A 16,172-nucleotide genomic window follows, 5' to 3' on the forward strand; every position below is an offset into this window, starting at 1 on the left:
ACTTTCCGCCGCCTCGTCTTCCCCGGCATCCTCGAGCGAACTCATGGGACCCGATACCAGGTTGGTATCATGGCCTGATGGCGATGACCTTGCGACTACACCCCGACGATGAGCGCGCCCTCGCCCTTCTGGCTGAGGCTGACGGCGTGAGCAAGCAGGAAGCGACCGTCCGTGCGATCCACGAGGCGGCCTCCCGCAGGCTGCGACAGGACAAGATCCGCACCCTGTCCGCCGGCGCCCGAGAGCAGTACGCCGACCTGTTGGACCGCCTGGGCAAGTGATCGAGTACCTCACGCTGGAAGACGTCCTAGCGCTCATCGATGACCTGAAGGTCGGCCCGATCCGGGACGTCGGGTTGCTCGACTCTGCCGTGCACAGACCGCAGGCGACGGTGTTCGGTGTGGACGCCTATCCCGAGATCGACCAGAAGGCTGCCGTGCTCCTGGAGTCAATAGTCCGCAACCACGCCCTGATCGACGGCAACAGGCGCATCGGCTGGCTCGCGGCCGTCGTGTTCTACGGACTCAACAGCATCGAACTGGACGTGCCCGACGACGACGCCTACGACCTGGTCATCGCCATCGCGAGTAGCGCCATCACCTACGGAGAAGCAGCCGCGCATCTGGCGAGTTGGCACTGACCCACGAACTCCGCGAGTGCGCCAGCAGCCTCCGAGCAGTTCGATCTGGCACAGACCTCATGCATCTCGGTGGCGAGTCAAATCGTTGGCACGATGACTCGGGTGACACAAGGGTTTGGGTGAGTCGCTCAGTCAACCTCTGAGAGGTCATCTACATCCAGATCCGCTGATCTCATGAACCGTGCGTAACTGAAGTCCGACTCGTCCGTGACCTCGGTCGTCCACTCTTCAATGACGCCTGGCACACCTTCGGCAAGGGCACTCTCGCACAAGAGCTGTGAGAACCGCTGCCACAGCGGGAATAGCTGCGCATCTTCCGGTGCGCAAGCATCGATCAACTGGGCGGTCTTGGTCAGGTCCTTTGGAAGGACGCGGAGCAGAGTGGGTTGGGGAAGGTCGTCCCCGAGGGGCGGAAGGATTCCATCACCGAGAACGAACACGACATTGAGGGCCCAAGGCGGGCCGTCGTCCCAGTCAGCTTCCACCCGCAGGGTGGCGAGCTGATCCAAGCATCGTGCAACTGCGGAGTCCTTTGTGATTCGGGATCGCAGGTTCTTTTGCAGCGTGCGGAGGTAGCGCTGGACCTCATCAGGGTACGCAAAACGGCTGAATCGGCGGGAGACTCTTCCAGCCAACACTCTTCGACGTTCGTCATCCTCCTCGGCAACAGCCCCGTCAAGAAGGTCGGTCTCAATCGAGCCCATGGCCCCGAAGTCGACAAAAAAGCCCTCGCCCAGATGCTCGGCGCTCGCATACCGGGGTTGCCTCCCAGATCTCGCCAGCGCCGCATCACTTCCATGTAGCTCAACCACGGCAGCACAAACGGGAAGGTTGGTTGCAGACGCCTTCGTAAGGTCGCAGCATTGTGAGATGACGACGACCCCAAGCACCGTCGGGTGTTCTACAGGGCCGTCAGACGACACAGAGAAGATGCGACGAACCTCGGGAAGGTAGTCGCCCTGACGAATGCTGTTGTCTGCCATCTCGATGGGATCAGCTGATACCCATCAGCTCACGGGGGGTGAGCCGGGCTTCTACGGGCTTGCGCGTGTTGGCTAGCCGTATCTGCTCGTACACACTGGACCCCGATGACGAGTCGAGGAGCCAGGCTCGATTGTCTTCAGGGTCGCCAGCGCGACTGGAGAGTCGACCAGCGAGGTCATATATGGCCTCAAGGTGACGCGCACTAACGCGGCTGCCGGACGCCCAAGAGTGCACCGCCCGACGGGAGACGCCGAAGAGCCGCGCCAGCTGCTCCCAGGTAAGGCCCGATCGCTCGTAGATCGTGCGAATGTTGTCGGCCGACGCGAGTCCGGTTGACCCGAGTCCAACAACTACGGCGCGACGGTTTAGGACCTCATCAAAACTCAGCGGACCCCCAGTCGTGCTCTGAACTGGAGGAGGCTGAGTAAATTGGACTGGTGAAGCGGTCCACGGTCTCGCCTCAAAGAAGGTCATAGCCCCGCCAGAAGTAGGGGCGACAGTACTTGCCGCCATGCCTATGGCAGCGACCCGTTTGGCGGCGCGGAAGACCACTGGCAACTGCGGGACCGAGGGGTTCATGAGGCAATCCCAGTGGGCCTGAATCGGCCCAGCGCAGGAAGTGGAACCATCCAGCGGAAGAACCGATATGACCGGCGAGCAAGGGACTCCAACTGGTCCGTGGCCGCATCGAACCCGAGACCTCCGGTTGGATCCTCGATGAACGTATCGATGTCTAGGAACCAAGTTTCCGTGTCGTGCACCTTCATGTTTGGGTCTATCACCGCACCCTTCGGAAGCACGCCCCATCGGCCCTGCAGTTGGGGACCGTCCCTCCACTTGTACACAAGTTGCTGTATGCACAGTGGTACGCACTCAATGTCAGCCTCGTCAATCACGGCAAGCACGCCCCGAGATGGCTCACTAAGAGACGATAGCCATTCGCGGGCTCCGCTCTCCCTCAAGACAACCCGATCGATGTAGCGAAGCCCGATCCGACTTACGGCGGGCGGACTCCCCGCTTCCTGCACTGCGGCCAGTACCCTTCGCACGAGTCCCACGAACTCGCCCCTGGATCCATAGGATCTGGTCACGACCGAGGCAGATTCGCCACCGAAGGAAGCTGTGACGTTGCGATCCGCACTGGACAGGTTCCAGAACTCCGACCCCGCCTCTTGTACAGGCATTTGGCCCGGCTGGAAGGTCCAGCTCATGCCACGCTGCTTCTCAGCGTAGGGAAAGTCGTCCACGAGTAGCGCTTGCAGGCGCTCAGTCGCGAGGGCTTGCTTCAGTTTGGACAGCGACCCAGGGAACTGAACTTGGAAGATGACCGTTTCGAGGGGGCTCGCAGCTAGAGGGATCTCTTCGAGCTCTTCGTCAATGAATGGATCCACTACCACTTCACTCATACTTCACACTGTACTTCACACTGCCTGGCGATGTTGCCAAGCCGGAGACTTCGTCTGACGAAACGCCCTCGCTCTAGGTTCCACGCTCGTGGCTGCTGGTAATGGCGAATCTTGACAGCGGCTCCGCGATCCGCCTATCCGAGCCCTGTGCGGCGTGCTGGTAGGCAAGAGCCGCTGAGACGGTGGAGTGGCCCAAGCGCTGCATCAACTCGGCCAGCGTGGCGCCTGGCGCGGCCGCAAAGTGGCTCCGGTGTGCCGCGGAGGTCGTGGAAGCGCAGGTGTCGGGCCGTCCAGCGGCCTCTCTGGCCTTCCTGAAGTAGGCCTGGTGGAAGGTGGGCGCCCGGTACTGCTCACCATGCATCGTTGGGAACAGCAGGCCGTCCTTGCGCCATTGGGCGTGCTTCCGAAGATGCTCCTTGATCGCTTCCCCGATGTGGGGCGGGAAAGCCACCACTCGGACGCTGTCGGCCTTGGGCGCTGCCACGATTTTCTTGCCGTCGACCCACTGGACGGCGCGGCTGACCCGAATCTCACCGCTCTTGAGGTCGACGTCGCCTCGGTGCAGATCGACCACTTTACCGAACCTCAGTGCACACCAGGCGGCCAGCTCAATCATCAGCCGCAACCGTTCCGGCATCGCTGCCACCAACAGCGCCAACTCGCCCAGGGTCGCCGGCCCCCGATGTGCCGGACGGGCTTCCGCATCCGTTCCCGGCAGGGGTTCCGATCCAGCAGCTCGTCCTGGACCGCCGTAGCGAAGATCGTCTTCACCAGCGCGTAGGCGTGCTTGTTGACCCGCGGCGTCCCCGCGTTGAGCTTCCCGATCCACGCCCGCACCGTCGCCGGCGTCACGTCCTTCAGCCGCAGCTCCCCCAGCGTCGGGTAGATCAGCCGGTCGAGGTAGCGCTGATGTTCACTCACAGTCTTCGGCTTCAGGCCGCGGACGGCGGTCCGCTCCGGAAGCCAGGTGTCGGCGTAGGTGCGCAATGTCTGAGTGTCATCCTGGATGTGCTTGGCCCGCCGTTGAGCTGGCGGCATCCACTCCTCCCACTCGATCAGCCGTCGCTCCAAAGCGACCCAGCCCTCCGCGCCCGCTCTGGCCGTGAATGTGCCCGGAGCGTTGTATCGAGCCATGTCTGGCCCGATGTAGCTCGCCTGGTACATCTTCGAGGGCAACCTGCGTATCGTGGCGATCGATCGCTTGACCTGTCTCATGGGCTCGGCGGCCAGGTCACTTTCGCTCAACCCTCGTGCCGCACGGGGGACCCGCTTCGCCTCATCATCGGGCCGCGCGATCGGGGCAGCCGAACAGGAGGGTGCCCGCATCCGAAAGGTTCACGGAAGGCGGCGGGGATCTCCGAGAGATCTGGTGGGCCTAACTGGACTTGAACCAGTGACCTCTGCCTTATCAGGGCAGCGCTCTAACCGTCTGAGCTATAGGCCCGCCGCGCGGGTGAACACGCAAGGTGAAAGGTTACCGACTCCCGTCCAGAGGCTCAAATCGGGGTGATCCGGACCAGCTGGACGGTGGCGGAACCGCCACCACAATCGGGGCTGACCAGGGTGGACGTTTCTAGAAACGTCCACGAAGGATCAGTTTTCAGCGAGGGTGACTTCCAGGCCGCCGAGGATGTTGGCGGACAGGTTGTACAAGAACGCGGTCAGGGTGCCCAGCGCGGTGATCAGCACCACGTTCACCGCAGCGAACAGCGCGCTGAGGCCGAGCACCTTGTTGGTGCTGATGTAGTCCTGGATGTTCCAGGTGTCGTTGCTGGTCGGGCTGGCGATGATCTTGGTGATCTGGCTGTTCAACGCCTCGAAGACGCCCGAGGACGAGACCACGTTCCACAGCACGTAGACCGAGACCCAGAACATGATCCCGAAGGCGATCGAGAACAGGAACGAGGTCTTCATCACCGACCACGGATCCACCCGGGACAAGCGCAGCCGCGCCTTCCGGGTGCGGCGCAGGTTGGCGCTGCGCGGCTTGGTGGCCTCCGCGGCGGCCGCAGCCACCGGGACGACCGGAGTCGGCGGCACCGGAGGAGCAGCCACCGGAGCCTGCACCGCGGTCGGCGCAGCCTCGGCAGCCGGACGGCGCGTAGCGCGACCTCGCGGCTGGGTCGAAGTGGCCGGCGGGTTGGGCGCCTTGGCGCTCACCGCACGGGTCCGTCCCGTGTTGGGCCCTTGGCTCTTGCCGTCACGCTTCGGCGCAACCGGCACCTTGGGCAGCCGCACCACCGTGTCGGCCATGCCCTCGTTCCACGTGGCCTCGCCGGTGGCCCCCTCGACGCTCCACTGAGCGTCCGGTCCACCCTTGGGGGCAGACGACGCGGGGTCTGGTTGGTCAGTCACCGGTTCCCTCCTCGGCGTTCGGCTCGACCTCATCAGTCTCAGCCGGCGGCTGTTGCGCCTCAACGCTACCCTGCTCGTCAGCTTCCGGGTCAACGGAACCGGAAGTCTCGTCGTCGGTGCTGGACTCGGGGTTGATGGCGATCACCGAAACCGCGTCGTCCCCAGCCACCGCCACGAACTTGACCCCCATCGTGTCGCGGCCCTTGGCCGGCACGTCGGCGACTGCGGAGCGGATGATCTGACCGCTGGTCTTGATGGCGATCACCTCGTCGGACTCTTGGACGACCAGGCCGCCGACCAGGGATCCACGATCCTCGTTCAGCTTCATGGCCTTGATGCCCAGGCCGCCGCGGCCCTGCTGGCGATACTCGCTGACCGCGGTCCGCTTGGCGAAGCCGCCGTCGGTGACGGTGAACACGAAGCGATCGTCCTCGGGCATGTCCGCCCCGATCACCGACATGCTCAGCAGCGCGTCGCCGTGACGGAACTTCATGCCGGTGACACCGGACGTCGCTCGGCCCATCGGACGCAGCTGCTCATCATCAGCGGCGAACCGGATCGCCTGACCCTTGCGGGAGATCAGCAGGACGTCGTCCTCGGCCGAACACAGCGAGGCGCCGATCAGTTCGTCGTCGTCCTCGCGGAAGTTCACCGCGATCACGCCCGCCTGTCGCGGCGAGTCGTAGGCCCGCAGCTCGGTCTTCTTGACCAGACCATTGCGAGTGGCCAGCAGCAGGTACGGCGCGTCGTCATAGCTGCGCAGGGTGAGCACTTCGGCGATCTGCTCGTCGGGCAGGAAGCTGAGCAGGCCGGCCACGTGGCCGCCCTTGGCGTCCCGTCCGGCCTCCGGCAGCTGCCAGACCTTGGCCCGGTAGACCCGGCCCAGGTTGGTGAAGAACAAGATCCACTGGTGGTTGGTGGTCGCGAAGAGGTGATCCACCTCGTCGTCGGCCCGCAGCGAGGCGCCGCGAACTCCCTTGCCACCGCGCTTCTGGGTCCGGTACAGGTCGGTCCGGGTGCGCTTGGCGTAGCCGCCGCGCGTGATGGTGACCACCATCTCGTCGTCGGGGATCAGGTCCTCTTCGGACAGATCGCCGTCCGCGGCGATGATCCGGGTGCGACGCTCGTCGCCGTACTTGTCGACGATCTCGGCCAGCTCGGTGCTGATGATCTGACGCTGACGCTCGGGCCGGACCAGGATGTCCTGCAGGTCCTTGATCTGGGTCTCCAGGTCGGCCAACCGGGCGATGATCTGCTCGATCTCCATGGCGGCCAGCCGGCGCAGCTGGGTGTTCAGGATGTGCAGCGCCTGGTCGTCGTCGATGCCCAGCAGGTCCTTCAGTCCCTCGCGGGCCGCCTCGGCGGTCCGGGACGCCCGGATCAGGGCGAGCACTTCGTCCAGCCGGTTCAGCGCGGCCACCAAGCCGCGATCCAGGTGGGCCCGCTTCTCGGCCTCCTGCAGCCGGAACGCGGTCCGGCGCTGAATGACCTGCATCTGGTGCTTGACCCAGTAGCTGATGAACTGGTCCAGCCGCAGCGTGCGCGGCACCTCGTCCACCAACGCCAGCATGTTGCAGCCGAAGGTGTCCTGCAGCTGGGTGTGCTTGTACAGGTTGTTCATCACCACGCGCGGCTGGGCGTCGCGCTTGAGCACGATCACCAGTCGCTGGCCGGTACGCGCGGACGAGTCGTCGCGGATGTCGGCGATGCCGGTCAGCTTGCCGGCGTTCACCAGCTCGGCGATCTTGATGGCCAGGTTGTCCGGGTTGCACATGTGCGGCAGTTCGGTGACCACCAGCAGGGTGCGTCCGGCCTTGTCCTCTTCGATGTCGATGACGGCCCGCATGATCACCGAGCCGCGACCGGTGCGGTAGGCGTCCTCGATGCCCTGGCGTCCGACGATCAGCGCGCCGTTGGGGAAGTCCGGGCCCTTGACCCGCTCCATGGCCGCCTCAAGCAGCTCTTCCTTGCTGGCTTCGGGATGCTCCAGTGCCCACTGGACCGCAGAGGAGACCTCCCGCAGGTTGTGGGTCGGGATGTTGGTGGCCATGCCGACCGCGATACCGGTCGAGCCGTTCACCAGCAGGTTCGGGAACCGGGCCGGCAGGACGGTCGGCTCGAGCTCGCGGTTGTCGTAGTTGGGGACGAAGTCGACGGTGTCCTCGGTGATGTCGCGGACCATCTCCATCGACAACGGCGCCATCTTGCACTCGGTGTATCGCATGGCGGCGGCAGGGTCGTTGCCCGGGGAGCCGAAGTTGCCCTGACCGGACACCAGCGGCGCCCGCATTACCCACGGCTGGGCAAGACGGACGAGGGTGTCGTAGATCGCCGAGTCACCGTGCGGGTGGTACAGACCCATCACCTCACCGACCACGCGGGAGCACTTGTTCCAGCCGCGGTCGGGGCGGTAGCCGCCGTCGTACATGGCGTAGAGCACTCGGCGGTGCACCGGCTTCAAGCCGTCACGGACGTCCGGGAGCGCACGACCGACGATCACGCTCATGGCGTAGTCGAGGTAGGACCGCTGGATCTCGACCTGCAGGTCGATCTCCTCGGTCTTGGCCTTGGTCGGAACCAGGCCCTGCTCGGGAGCTTCGAGCTCGACGTCTTCGGCGCCGATCGGTTCGTCTGGACCGTCAGTCATTCAACTTCTCCTTCTCCGGAGCTTGCTCGTACAGCCGATCGATCCCTGAGCCTGTCGAAGGGATCACGTCCGGCGTTGGCTTCGACTGGCTCAGCCAACGGCTCGCAACGTTCGGGTTGAGGTCAGATATCAAGGAAGCGGACGTCCTTGGCATTGCGCTGGATGAAGCTGCGTCGCTGCTCGACGTCTTCACCCATCAGGATCGAGAACATCTGGTCGGCGGCGGCCGCGTCCTCCAAGGTCACCTGGAGCAGCGATCGCTTGTCTGGATCCATCGTGGTGTCCCACAGGTCACCGGCGTCCATCTCACCCAGACCCTTGTAGCGCTGGATCGGGTTCACCTGCGGCAGCTTCTTGCCGGCGGCCACGCCTTCGTCGCGCAGCCGGTCGCGCTCCTCGTCGGAGTAGGCCAGCTCGTGGGCGGCGTTGCTCCAGCGCAACCGGAACAGCGGCGGCTGGGCCAGGTAGATGTGGCCGGCGTGGATCAGAGGCTTCATGAACCGGAACAGCAAGGTGAGCAGCAGCGTCCGGATGTGGGCGCCGTCGACGTCGGCATCGGCCATCAGGACGATCTTGTGGTAGCGCAGCTTGTCCAGATCGAAATCGTCCTGGACGCCGGTGCCGAGGGTGTTGAAGATGGCCTCGACTTCCCGGTTCTGCAGGATCTTGTCCAGCCGGGCCTTCTCGACGTTCAGGATCTTGCCGCGGATCGGCAGGATCGCCTGGGTCCGCGGGTCGCGTCCGCCCTTGGCCGAGCCACCGGCGGAGTCACCCTCGACGATGAACACCTCGCACTCGCTGGGCTCGGTGGACGAGCAGTCGGAGAGCTTGCCGTACTGGCCGCGGTTCAGCAGACCCTTACGGCTACGGGCGATATCGCGCGCCTTGCGGGCGGCCAGTCGAGCCGACGCCGCGGCCTGGGACTTGCGGACGATGTCCTTGCCCTCGGCCGGGTTCTTCTCGAACCAGTCGCCGAGCAGGTCGTTGACGACCTTCTGGACGAACGAGCGGGCCTCGGTGTTGCCGAGCTTGGTCTTGGTCTGGCCCTCGAACTGCGGCTCGGCCAGCTTCACCGAGATGATCGCGGTCAGGCCCTCGCGGATGTCGTCGCCGGAGACCCGGTCGTCGCGCTTCTTGATCATCCCCCAGGTCTCGCCCCACTTGTTGACCGTGTTGGTCAGCGCGGCGCGGAAGCCCTCTTCGTGGGTGCCGCCCTCGTGGGTGTTGATCGTGTTGGCGAAGGTGTGGACGCTCTCGTTGAACGAGGAGTTCCACTGCATGGCCACCTCGAGGCTCATCTTCTGCTCTTCGGAGACCGCGTCGATGGCGATCACCGAAGAGTGGATGGTCTCCTTCGAGCCAGTCAGGTACTTCACGTAGTCGATCAGGCCGTCGGTGTAGTAGAAGGTCTGCTCGCGCTCGGCCGGCTCGTCCTCTTCGGGATCGACGGCTCGGCGGTCGGCCAGGGTGATCTTCAGGCCCTTGTTGAGGAAGGCCATCTCCCGGAACCGGGTGGCCAGCGTCTCGTAGGAGTAGTGAGTCGTCTCGAAGATGGTCGGGCTGGCGAAGAAGGTGACCGTGGTCCCGGTCTCGTCGCTGGCCTCGAGCTGCTCCAGCGGAGCCAGCGGGTCGCCCAGGTGGAAGCTCTGCTGCCAGTGGTAGCCGTCGCGGCGCACGTCCGCGGTCAGCGAGTCGGACAGCGCGTTCACCACGGAGACACCGACGCCGTGCAGACCGCCGGAGACCTTGTAGCCGCCGTCGCCGAACTTGCCGCCGGCGTGCAGGATGGTCAGCGCAACGGTCAGCGCCGAGATCTTCTCCTTGGGGTGCTCCTTGACCGGGATGCCGCGGCCGTTGTCGGTGACCCGGATCCCATCGCCTTCGAGCAGCTCGACCAGGATGGTGTCGCAGTAGCCGGCCAGGGCCTCGTCCACCGCGTTGTCGACCACCTCGTAGACCAGGTGGTGCAGGCCGCGCTCACCGGTCGAGCCGATGTACATACCCGGCCGCTTGCGGACGGCTTCGAGGCCTTCCAGGACGGTGATCGCGGAGGCGTCGTAGTTGCCTTCGGCAACGTGGGCGGCTTCGGCGGCGGATTGGGCGGCGACGCTGGGGTCGTCTGTCACTCGGGTTCCCCTCGGACGTGATAATGGCCACCAACTGCCAGGGCAGCTAGCGGCGCTCTCCAACGGCCCAATACTACCGCATCCACCCAAGATTCCTGGTCACCGATCACACTCAGTGTGGCCTATCCGGCCTTAGAGGCCGTTTTGCAGCCTCTACCGGGGGTCTGGACAAGGTCCGATATGTGGTGACGGGGCTCAGGCGGCCAAATCGGCCCGCGTGGCCGCCGCCGCCCGGACCCCGCGACGGTCAGCCGTAGGTGTCGCGCGGGCCGCGGCCCGGCACCGAGCGCGGGCCCTTCTTCCAACTCGGCGCCTGCGGCCCGATCACCTGAATCCGGGTCACCGTGCCCTGGCCCAGCTGCTCGTTCAACACCGCCACCAGTTGCGGGGCGATGCTGCGCAGGGAGGCCGCCCACACCGTCGAGTCGGCCCGGACGATCAGGACGGTCTGCGAGTAGGACTCCGGCGTGGAATGGGCGGCGTTGATCGGGCCGACCAGAGCCGGCCAGCGGGCCAGCAGCTGATGGACGTTCACCTCGGCGGTCCAGCCCTGGTCGTCCATCACGCCCTTGAGGAGGTCGCCGACTCGGGTCGGCTCGTCGAGCGGACGCTCCCGCGGCCCACGCTTGGGTTTCGGTGCCGCGCCCCGCGCGGCCCGCGCGATTTGCCGGGCCAGTTCCTGGCCTTCGGGATCGTGCTCGCTCATTCCACCTCCTCCACAGTCGCAGCCTTCACCTGGTAGCGCCGCCCGGCCAGTACCGGCGGCACATCGGCGACCACGGCCGCGGTGATCAGCACCTGCTCAGCCGAGCCAACCAGGTCGGCCAGGCGATCGCGCCGGGTCTCGTCCAACTCGGCGAAGACGTCGTCCAGGATCAGCACCGGCTCCACTCCGTCGGCGCGCAGCAGGGTGAAGGCCGCCAGCCGCAGCGCAAGAGCACTGGACCACGACTCGCCGTGCGAGGCGTACCCCTTGGTCGGCAGCCCACCCAGAGTGAGGGTCAGGTCGTCACGATGCGGGCCCACCAGGCACAGTCCGCGGGCGATCTCTTCGCCGCGGCGCTCGGCCATCTTCTCCAGCAGGGTCTGGGTGAGCTCGGTGATCGACGCCTCATCCTCGGTGACCGAGCTGGACTTGTAGGCGATGCCGGCCTCGTTGTTGGTGGGCGCGATGTCGGCATAGGCCCGCAGCAAGTGCGGACGCAGTTCGGACAGCGTGGTCAGCCGCGCGGCGATCAGTTCGGCACCCAAGGCGGCGAGCTGTCCATCCCACACTTCGAGGGTGGCCGCCACGTCGGCTCCGGAGGCGCGTCCGGTGCGGCCCGACAGCGACTTCAGCAGGGTGGCGCGCTGCTTGAGCACCCGGTCGTAATCGGCGCGGACGCCGGCCAGCCGCGGCCAACGGGCAGTGATCAAGGAATCCAGGTAGCCGCGACGGTCGGCCGGATCGCCCTTGACGATGGCCAGATCGTCCGGTGCGAACAACACCACCCGCAGGGCGCCGAGCAGATCTCGCGGCCGGCGCAGCGGACCCCGGTTCAGCGCCGCCTTGTTGGCTCGGCCCGGAATGATCTCAACTTCGAGCAGCAGGCTGCGCGAATCGTCCAAGCCGGCCTGCACCTTGCCGCGGACGATCGCTCGCTCGGCGCCGGCCCGGACCAGCGGCTGATCACCGGCCACCCGGTGCGAACCAAGGGTGGCCAGGAACTCGATGGCTTCGACCAAGTTGGTCTTGCCCTGACCGTTGGCGCCGGTGAAGACCGTGACGCCCGCGTCCAGAGCGACCTCGGCCGAGGTGTAGTTGCGGAAGTCGGCCAGGCTGAGGTGGGTGACGAACATCTAGCTACCTGCCGCCGGGTGGGACGGCCACCGGAGGCGCATTGTGGATGGCTCCGGTCAGGCCGGAAGGCGCATCAGCATGATCACATGCCGGTAGTCGCCGAGCTCCTCGCCGTCGATGTCGTTCAGGCCGGTCAGCAGACAGGGCTTGCCGGGAGCGGTGAACGAGAACTGCACGTACGGGGCGTCCAGGGCGGCCAGCGCATCGGACAGGTAGTGCGGGTTGAAGCCGGCCGCAGTCATCGACAACCCGTTGCCGGTGGTGTCGGCCACGATGGCCTCCAGCGCCTCGACCGCTTGGGCCTGGTCTCCGGTGGCTGCCTCAAGGGTGATCGAGCCGTCGGCGATCAGCATCCGCAGCGACGTGTTGCGCTCAGCCACCAGGCCGACGCGCTTCACCGCGGCGATCACGTCGGCGGTGTTGGCGCGGACGCTCACCACGGCCTGGACGCTCATCAGATGGCGAACCTTGGGGAACTCACCGTCGAGGAGCCGGGTGGTGATCTGCCGGACGCCGGCTGCGCCGGTGCCCTCGAAGCCGATCAGTCCGTCACCGGTCGCGGCCGCGGACAGGCTCACCGTCACCGACTCGCCGGCAGTCATCGACTTGGCGGTCTCGGCCAGCACCCGGGCCGGTACCAGCGCGGCACCCTCACCCTTGCTGGAGCGCGGCGACCACTGCAGTTCCTTCAGCGCCATCCGGTACCGGTCAGTGGCCAGCAACGAGAGGGTCTCGCCCTCGATCTCCATCCGGACACCGGTGAACACCGGCAGCAACTCGTCCCGGCCAGCCGCGACGAAGACCTGGCCGACCGCCTTGGCGAAGTCTTCGCTGGGGATGGTCCCGGTGGCCTCGGGCATTTCGGGCAGCGCCGGGTAGTCGGCGACCGGCAGCGTCTGCAGGGTGAAGCGCGCGGTGCCGCAGACCAGCTCCATCTTGGTCTGATCGGAGGTGATCTCCACGGTCTTGTTCGGCAGGGAACGGGCGATATCGGCCAGCAGTCGTCCCGACACCAGCGCGACGCCGTCGTCGCTCACGTCCGCCTTGACCGTGATCTGCGCCGAGGTCTCGTAGTCGAAGCTGCTCAGCACGACCTGCCCGCCGGATGCCTTGACCAGCAGGCCGGCCAGGATCGGCACACTCGGACGAGTGGGCAGGCTGCGGGCAGCCCACTGGACGGCTTCGGCCAGAACGTCGCGGTCGAGACGGATCTTCACGATGACTCCCTAGAAATCAACCTGCCGCGATCATATCGGCGCAGCTCACCCAGCACAGGCTTGCCTGGTCCAGGCAGTATCCCCTAGTTGTGCAGAACCCGTCATTGAAGATCTCTCGACATGTATCAATTCGTACTCGTAGTAGGGCCTGTGGATCCGGTGGATAACTCTTGACATCGCTGGTCGCCACGCCTGAACTCCTGTGGACGAAGGCTGTGGACAGCTTCGGGAGAACTCGGGCCGGCTGCGGATAACAAGCCGAGTCCCGCGCTGTGCACACAGTCATCCCCAGTTATCCCCAGGGTTGTTCACATCGGTGCACAGTCACCCATGAGAGGGACCATGTTGGTAGACGGTTGTCTAGAGGTTGTCGCAATGTTCACCGGTGCAGCTATTGCTGTGGTAGCGGCCGATGTGCATGGCCGGAGGGGTGGTGAGGGGCGAAGGCCGCTCAGCGCAGGGCGGACTGCCGGATTCGGTTGGTGATCTCGGTGATCTGGTTGAAGACGCTGCGGCGCTCCCGGATGAGGTGGCGGATCTTGCGATCGGCGTGCATGACCGTCGTGTGATCGCGGCCGCCGAACAGCTGGCCGATCTTCGGCAGGGACAGGTCGGTCATCTCGCGGCACAGGTACATGGCGATCTGACGGGCCGTGACCAGCACGTGAGTGCGGCTTTGTCCACAGAGCTCGTCCACCGTGACCGAGAAGTAGTCGGCCACGTGGGCCATGATCGCCGAGGACGAGATCTGGGTCTCGCCGCCGTCGGGGATCAGATCCCGCAGGACGATCTCGGCCAGTGACAGGTCGACCTCTTGCCGGTTGAGGCTGGCGAACGCGGTGACCCGGATCAGGGCACCCTCGAGTTCGCGGATGTTGGTCTGGATCTTGCTGGCGATGAACTCCAGGACGTCGGGGCCGGCGGTGAGCCGCTCGGCCACGGCCTTCTTTCGGAGGATCGCGATCCGGGTCTCGAGGTCCGGGGGCTGGATGTCGGTCATCAGGCCCCACTCGAACCGGCTGCGCAGCCGCGGCTCCAGGGCTTCAAGGGCCTTGGGCGGACGGTCGGAGGTGAGCACGATCTGCTTCTGCGCGGTGTGCAGGGTGTTGAAGGTGTGGAAAAACTCTTCCTGAGTCTGGATCTTGCCTTCCAGGAACTGGATGTCGTCGACCAGCAGGACGTCCACCTCGCGGTACTGGCGGCGGAACTCCGCGGTCCGGTTCGCTGAGACGGCGTTGATGAAGTCGTTGGTGAGTTCTTCGGTGGAGACGTACTTCACCCGGACCCGGTCGTAATAGTTGCGGATGTAGTGACCGACGGCGTGCAGCAGGTGGGTCTTGCCCAGACCCGAGTCGCCATAGATCATCAGCGGGTTGTAGGCCTTGCCGGGCGCCTCGGCCACGGCAACGGCGGCCGCGTGGGCGAATCGGTTGGAGTTCCCGATCACGAAGGTTTCGAAGGAGTACTTCGGGTTGAGCCGGTCACCGCCGCGCTGGGCGGCCTTGGCCGGGACCGGATCCGGCTCGGCCACGAAGGCGTCCGCGGCTTCCTCCTCGGCGGCCTCTTCCTCGGCGATGCTGGCATCGACGGTGATGGCCAGCCGGACCGGCCGATCGAAGTACTCGCTGAGCTGGGATTCGATGATCGGACGGAGCCGGGACTCGACCCGTCCGCGGGTGAACTCGTTGGCGACAGCCAGGATGACCAGCGAGTCGTGGATCGCGATCGGACGCGTGCCTTGCAGCCAGGCGAGAGTCGATGGGTCGGAGCTCTTCCGGACGTGATCCCAGGCGTCAACCAGTTGTGCGGAGGCTGGATCTGCGTTCGCTGAAGATTGCGACATTGATTCGACCCGGCTCCCTTCCCCGACCGTGACACCCGTTACCCACATGGTTGTCCACAGATTGTGTACGAGTACGCACGTCAGCGCACGGGGGTGATCCGTGGCGGCTGTCCAGCAACTTAGCGACGACTGAAGGACTTCGCAAACAGTTTTCAGAATTGGGTCGTCTATGATCGGCGTGTCGTCTGGACGGTGCGGCGATTCGGGTTCGGTTTGCCCGGAATCATGCGCTCCGCGTATCGTTGGACGGTCGCACCAGCGGCATCCGTGCGTCCAGGTGGGCGCATCAGCTTCGAGAACCTACCGAATATGGGAGCACTCGCGTGAGCAAGCGCACTTTCCAGCCGAGCAACCGGCGTCGCAGCCGCACCCATGGCTTCCGTCTGCGGATGCGCACCCGTGCAGGGCGCGCCATCATTTCGGCCCGGCGCCGTCAGGGCCGCGCCCGTCTGGCCGGCTGAGCCGGCGGGCGGTGCTGCCTGCGCAGTCGCGACTTCGCCGTCCTGACGAGTTCCGCGACACCCTGCATCAGGGCGTCCGTTGTGGGCGCAGGAGCCTGGTCATGCACGTCCGGCTCAATGGCCGGGATGACTCGCGGGCGGGTTTCATCGTCTCCAAGGCCGTGGGCAAGGCGGTCACTCGTAATCGAGTGAAGCGCCGGCTTCGGCATGTCGCGGCCGCAGCGTTCTCGGCGACGCCGTCCGGTGTGGACGTCGTGGTCAGGGCGCTGCCGTCCGCAGTTGCGGGTGATCTCAGGGATGACTTCGATACCGCTCTGCGTGACTGCCTGGGGAGACTTGCCTCATGAGGTACGTCCTGATCGGCCTGCTCAAGGCCTACCGCGCGGTGATCTCCCCGTTGTACGGCAATGTCTGCAAGTACTACCCGTCCTGCTCGGCCTACGCCTTGGAAGCAGTGACGGTGCACGGCTCGATCAAGGGCACCTGGCTGGCCGGACGGCGACTGCTGAGTTGTCATCCGTGGGCCGCCGGCGGTTACGACCCGGTCCCGGGAACTGAGGCTGCGGCGGCTTGGGCCGCTGAGCAGGCTGCTGCCTGCAACTGCACCAATGAAGGCGCGTTGAGCGCCCGAGAGGCGACATGTTGACCCTACT

The 16,172-nt window shown here is 65.5% G+C and carries 17 protein-coding genes, 1 tRNA gene and 1 pseudogene; 5 read left to right on the forward strand and 14 right to left on the reverse strand.

Features of this window, described 5'->3' with window-relative positions; all coding sequences use genetic code 11:
- Positions 1 to 77: 77 nt before the first annotated feature.
- The gene (locus tag ATK74_RS13645) at positions 78 to 281 is read left to right on the forward strand and encodes a CopG family transcriptional regulator (protein ID WP_098461555.1); all 204 of its coding nucleotides are present in this window, start codon (positions 78 to 80) and stop codon (positions 279 to 281) included.
- A complete protein-coding gene (locus ATK74_RS13650; protein ID WP_098461556.1) occupies positions 278 to 640 on the forward strand; it encodes a type II toxin-antitoxin system death-on-curing family toxin in 363 nt (120 codons plus the stop codon). The genes ATK74_RS13645 and ATK74_RS13650 overlap by 4 nt, the downstream gene beginning before the upstream one ends.
- 128 nt (positions 641 to 768) lie before the next feature.
- Here ATK74_RS13650 and ATK74_RS13655 read toward each other — a convergent pair whose 3' ends face one another.
- From ATK74_RS13655 to dnaA, 14 genes and pseudogenes are all read right to left on the reverse strand, one after another.
- Positions 769 to 1,623 carry a hypothetical protein gene (locus ATK74_RS13655; RefSeq protein ID WP_143483684.1) on the reverse strand — a complete coding sequence of 285 codons (855 nt, stop codon included), beginning with the start codon at positions 1,621 to 1,623 and terminating at the stop codon, positions 769 to 771.
- A 10-nt stretch (positions 1,624 to 1,633) separates the two neighbouring features.
- Complete coding sequence (locus tag ATK74_RS15775) at positions 1,634 to 2,203, reverse strand: helix-turn-helix domain-containing protein (protein WP_425440103.1); 570 nt, start codon at positions 2,201 to 2,203, stop codon at positions 1,634 to 1,636.
- On the reverse strand, positions 2,200 to 3,030 hold the full coding sequence (locus ATK74_RS13660) for a TIGR04255 family protein (RefSeq protein WP_098461558.1): 831 nt from the start codon (positions 3,028 to 3,030) through the stop codon (positions 2,200 to 2,202). Before ATK74_RS13660 ends, ATK74_RS15775 begins: the two co-directional genes overlap by 4 nt.
- A gap of 73 nt (positions 3,031 to 3,103) precedes the next feature.
- Complete coding sequence (locus tag ATK74_RS13665; RefSeq protein WP_169923866.1) at positions 3,104 to 3,646, reverse strand: tyrosine-type recombinase/integrase; 543 nt, start codon at positions 3,644 to 3,646, stop codon at positions 3,104 to 3,106.
- Entirely contained in the window at positions 3,646 to 4,068 is a 423-nt protein-coding gene (locus ATK74_RS15460; RefSeq protein ID WP_169923867.1) for a phage integrase central domain-containing protein, read from the reverse strand. The genes ATK74_RS13665 and ATK74_RS15460 overlap by 1 nt, the downstream gene beginning before the upstream one ends.
- A 24-nt stretch (positions 4,069 to 4,092) precedes the next feature.
- Positions 4,093 to 4,356 (reverse strand): annotated as a pseudogene (locus ATK74_RS15790) (hypothetical protein); the annotation flags it as partial.
- A gap of 41 nt (positions 4,357 to 4,397) precedes the next feature.
- Positions 4,398 to 4,474: transfer RNA gene (locus ATK74_RS13675), tRNA-Ile, on the reverse strand.
- 149 nt (positions 4,475 to 4,623) lie between these two features.
- The gene (locus ATK74_RS13680; RefSeq protein WP_169923868.1) at positions 4,624 to 5,385 is read right to left on the reverse strand and encodes a DUF3566 domain-containing protein; all 762 of its coding nucleotides are present in this window, start codon (positions 5,383 to 5,385) and stop codon (positions 4,624 to 4,626) included.
- The gene (gene gyrA, locus ATK74_RS13685; protein WP_098461562.1) at positions 5,378 to 8,032 is read right to left on the reverse strand and encodes a DNA gyrase subunit A; all 2,655 of its coding nucleotides are present in this window, start codon (positions 8,030 to 8,032) and stop codon (positions 5,378 to 5,380) included. The genes ATK74_RS13680 and gyrA overlap by 8 nt, the downstream gene beginning before the upstream one ends.
- A 122-nt stretch (positions 8,033 to 8,154) precedes the next feature.
- Positions 8,155 to 10,158, reverse strand: a complete 2,004-nt coding sequence (gyrB, locus tag ATK74_RS13690; protein ID WP_098461563.1) for a DNA topoisomerase (ATP-hydrolyzing) subunit B — start codon at positions 10,156 to 10,158, stop codon at positions 8,155 to 8,157.
- A 247-nt stretch (positions 10,159 to 10,405) separates the two neighbouring features.
- Positions 10,406 to 10,864, reverse strand: coding sequence for a DciA family protein (locus ATK74_RS13695; protein WP_098461564.1), 459 nt, complete (start codon positions 10,862 to 10,864; stop codon positions 10,406 to 10,408).
- Positions 10,861 to 11,997 (reverse strand): DNA replication/repair protein RecF, encoded by a 1,137-nt coding sequence (gene recF, locus ATK74_RS13700; protein ID WP_098461565.1) that lies wholly within the window; start codon positions 11,995 to 11,997, stop codon positions 10,861 to 10,863. Before recF ends, ATK74_RS13695 begins: the two co-directional genes overlap by 4 nt.
- 57 nt (positions 11,998 to 12,054) lie before the next feature.
- Positions 12,055 to 13,215, reverse strand: coding sequence for a DNA polymerase III subunit beta (gene dnaN / locus ATK74_RS13705; RefSeq protein ID WP_098461566.1), 1,161 nt, complete (start codon positions 13,213 to 13,215; stop codon positions 12,055 to 12,057).
- Between the two features lie 451 nt (positions 13,216 to 13,666).
- Positions 13,667 to 15,058, reverse strand: coding sequence for a chromosomal replication initiator protein DnaA (gene dnaA / locus ATK74_RS13710; protein WP_098461567.1), 1,392 nt, complete (start codon positions 15,056 to 15,058; stop codon positions 13,667 to 13,669).
- A 323-nt stretch (positions 15,059 to 15,381) separates the two neighbouring features.
- Between dnaA and rpmH the strand changes: the two genes are divergently transcribed.
- From rpmH to yidD, 3 genes are read left to right on the forward strand one after another with little or no spacing between them, the layout of a single operon-like run.
- The gene (gene rpmH, locus ATK74_RS13715; protein ID WP_098461568.1) at positions 15,382 to 15,519 is read left to right on the forward strand and encodes a 50S ribosomal protein L34; all 138 of its coding nucleotides are present in this window, start codon (positions 15,382 to 15,384) and stop codon (positions 15,517 to 15,519) included.
- A gap of 11 nt (positions 15,520 to 15,530) precedes the next feature.
- The gene (gene rnpA / locus ATK74_RS13720) at positions 15,531 to 15,866 is read left to right on the forward strand and encodes a ribonuclease P protein component (protein ID WP_098461569.1); all 336 of its coding nucleotides are present in this window, start codon (positions 15,531 to 15,533) and stop codon (positions 15,864 to 15,866) included.
- Entirely contained in the window at positions 15,863 to 16,165 is a 303-nt protein-coding gene (gene yidD, locus ATK74_RS13725) for a membrane protein insertion efficiency factor YidD (protein WP_098461570.1), read from the forward strand. Before rnpA ends, yidD begins: the two co-directional genes overlap by 4 nt.
- Positions 16,166 to 16,172: the final 7 nt, after the last annotated feature.

The sequence above is a fragment of the Propionicimonas paludicola genome, assembly GCF_002563675.1.
Taxonomy (GTDB): Bacteria; Actinomycetota; Actinomycetes; order Propionibacteriales; family Propionibacteriaceae; genus Propionicimonas; species Propionicimonas paludicola.

Bases quoted from the DNA above. Each gene is read 5' to 3' on its own strand.
- ATK74_RS13665 (WP_169923866.1), bottom strand. From the start codon at position 3,646: ATGATTGAGCTGGCCGCCTGGTGTGCACTGAGGTTCGGTAAAGTGGTC.
- recF (WP_098461565.1), bottom strand. From the start codon at position 11,997: ATGTTCGTCACCCACCTCAGCCTGGCCGACTTCCGCAACTACACCTCG.
- ATK74_RS13645 (WP_098461555.1), top strand. From the start codon at position 78: ATGGCGATGACCTTGCGACTACACCCCGACGATGAGCGCGCCCTCGCC.
- ATK74_RS13660 (WP_098461558.1), bottom strand. From the start codon at position 3,030: ATGAGTGAAGTGGTAGTGGATCCATTCATTGACGAAGAGCTCGAAGAG.
- ATK74_RS15775 (WP_425440103.1), bottom strand. From the start codon at position 2,203: ATGAACCCCTCGGTCCCGCAGTTGCCAGTGGTCTTCCGCGCCGCCAAA.
- yidD (WP_098461570.1), top strand. From the start codon at position 15,863: ATGAGGTACGTCCTGATCGGCCTGCTCAAGGCCTACCGCGCGGTGATC.
- ATK74_RS13695 (WP_098461564.1), bottom strand. From the start codon at position 10,864: ATGAGCGAGCACGATCCCGAAGGCCAGGAACTGGCCCGGCAAATCGCG.
- dnaA (WP_098461567.1), bottom strand. From the start codon at position 15,058: ATGTCGCAATCTTCAGCGAACGCAGATCCAGCCTCCGCACAACTGGTT.
- ATK74_RS13655 (WP_143483684.1), bottom strand. From the start codon at position 1,623: ATGGCAGACAACAGCATTCGTCAGGGCGACTACCTTCCCGAGGTTCGT.
- gyrA (WP_098461562.1), bottom strand. From the start codon at position 8,032: ATGACTGACGGTCCAGACGAACCGATCGGCGCCGAAGACGTCGAGCTC.
- ATK74_RS15460 (WP_169923867.1), bottom strand. From the start codon at position 4,068: ATGCCGCCAGCTCAACGGCGGGCCAAGCACATCCAGGATGACACTCAG.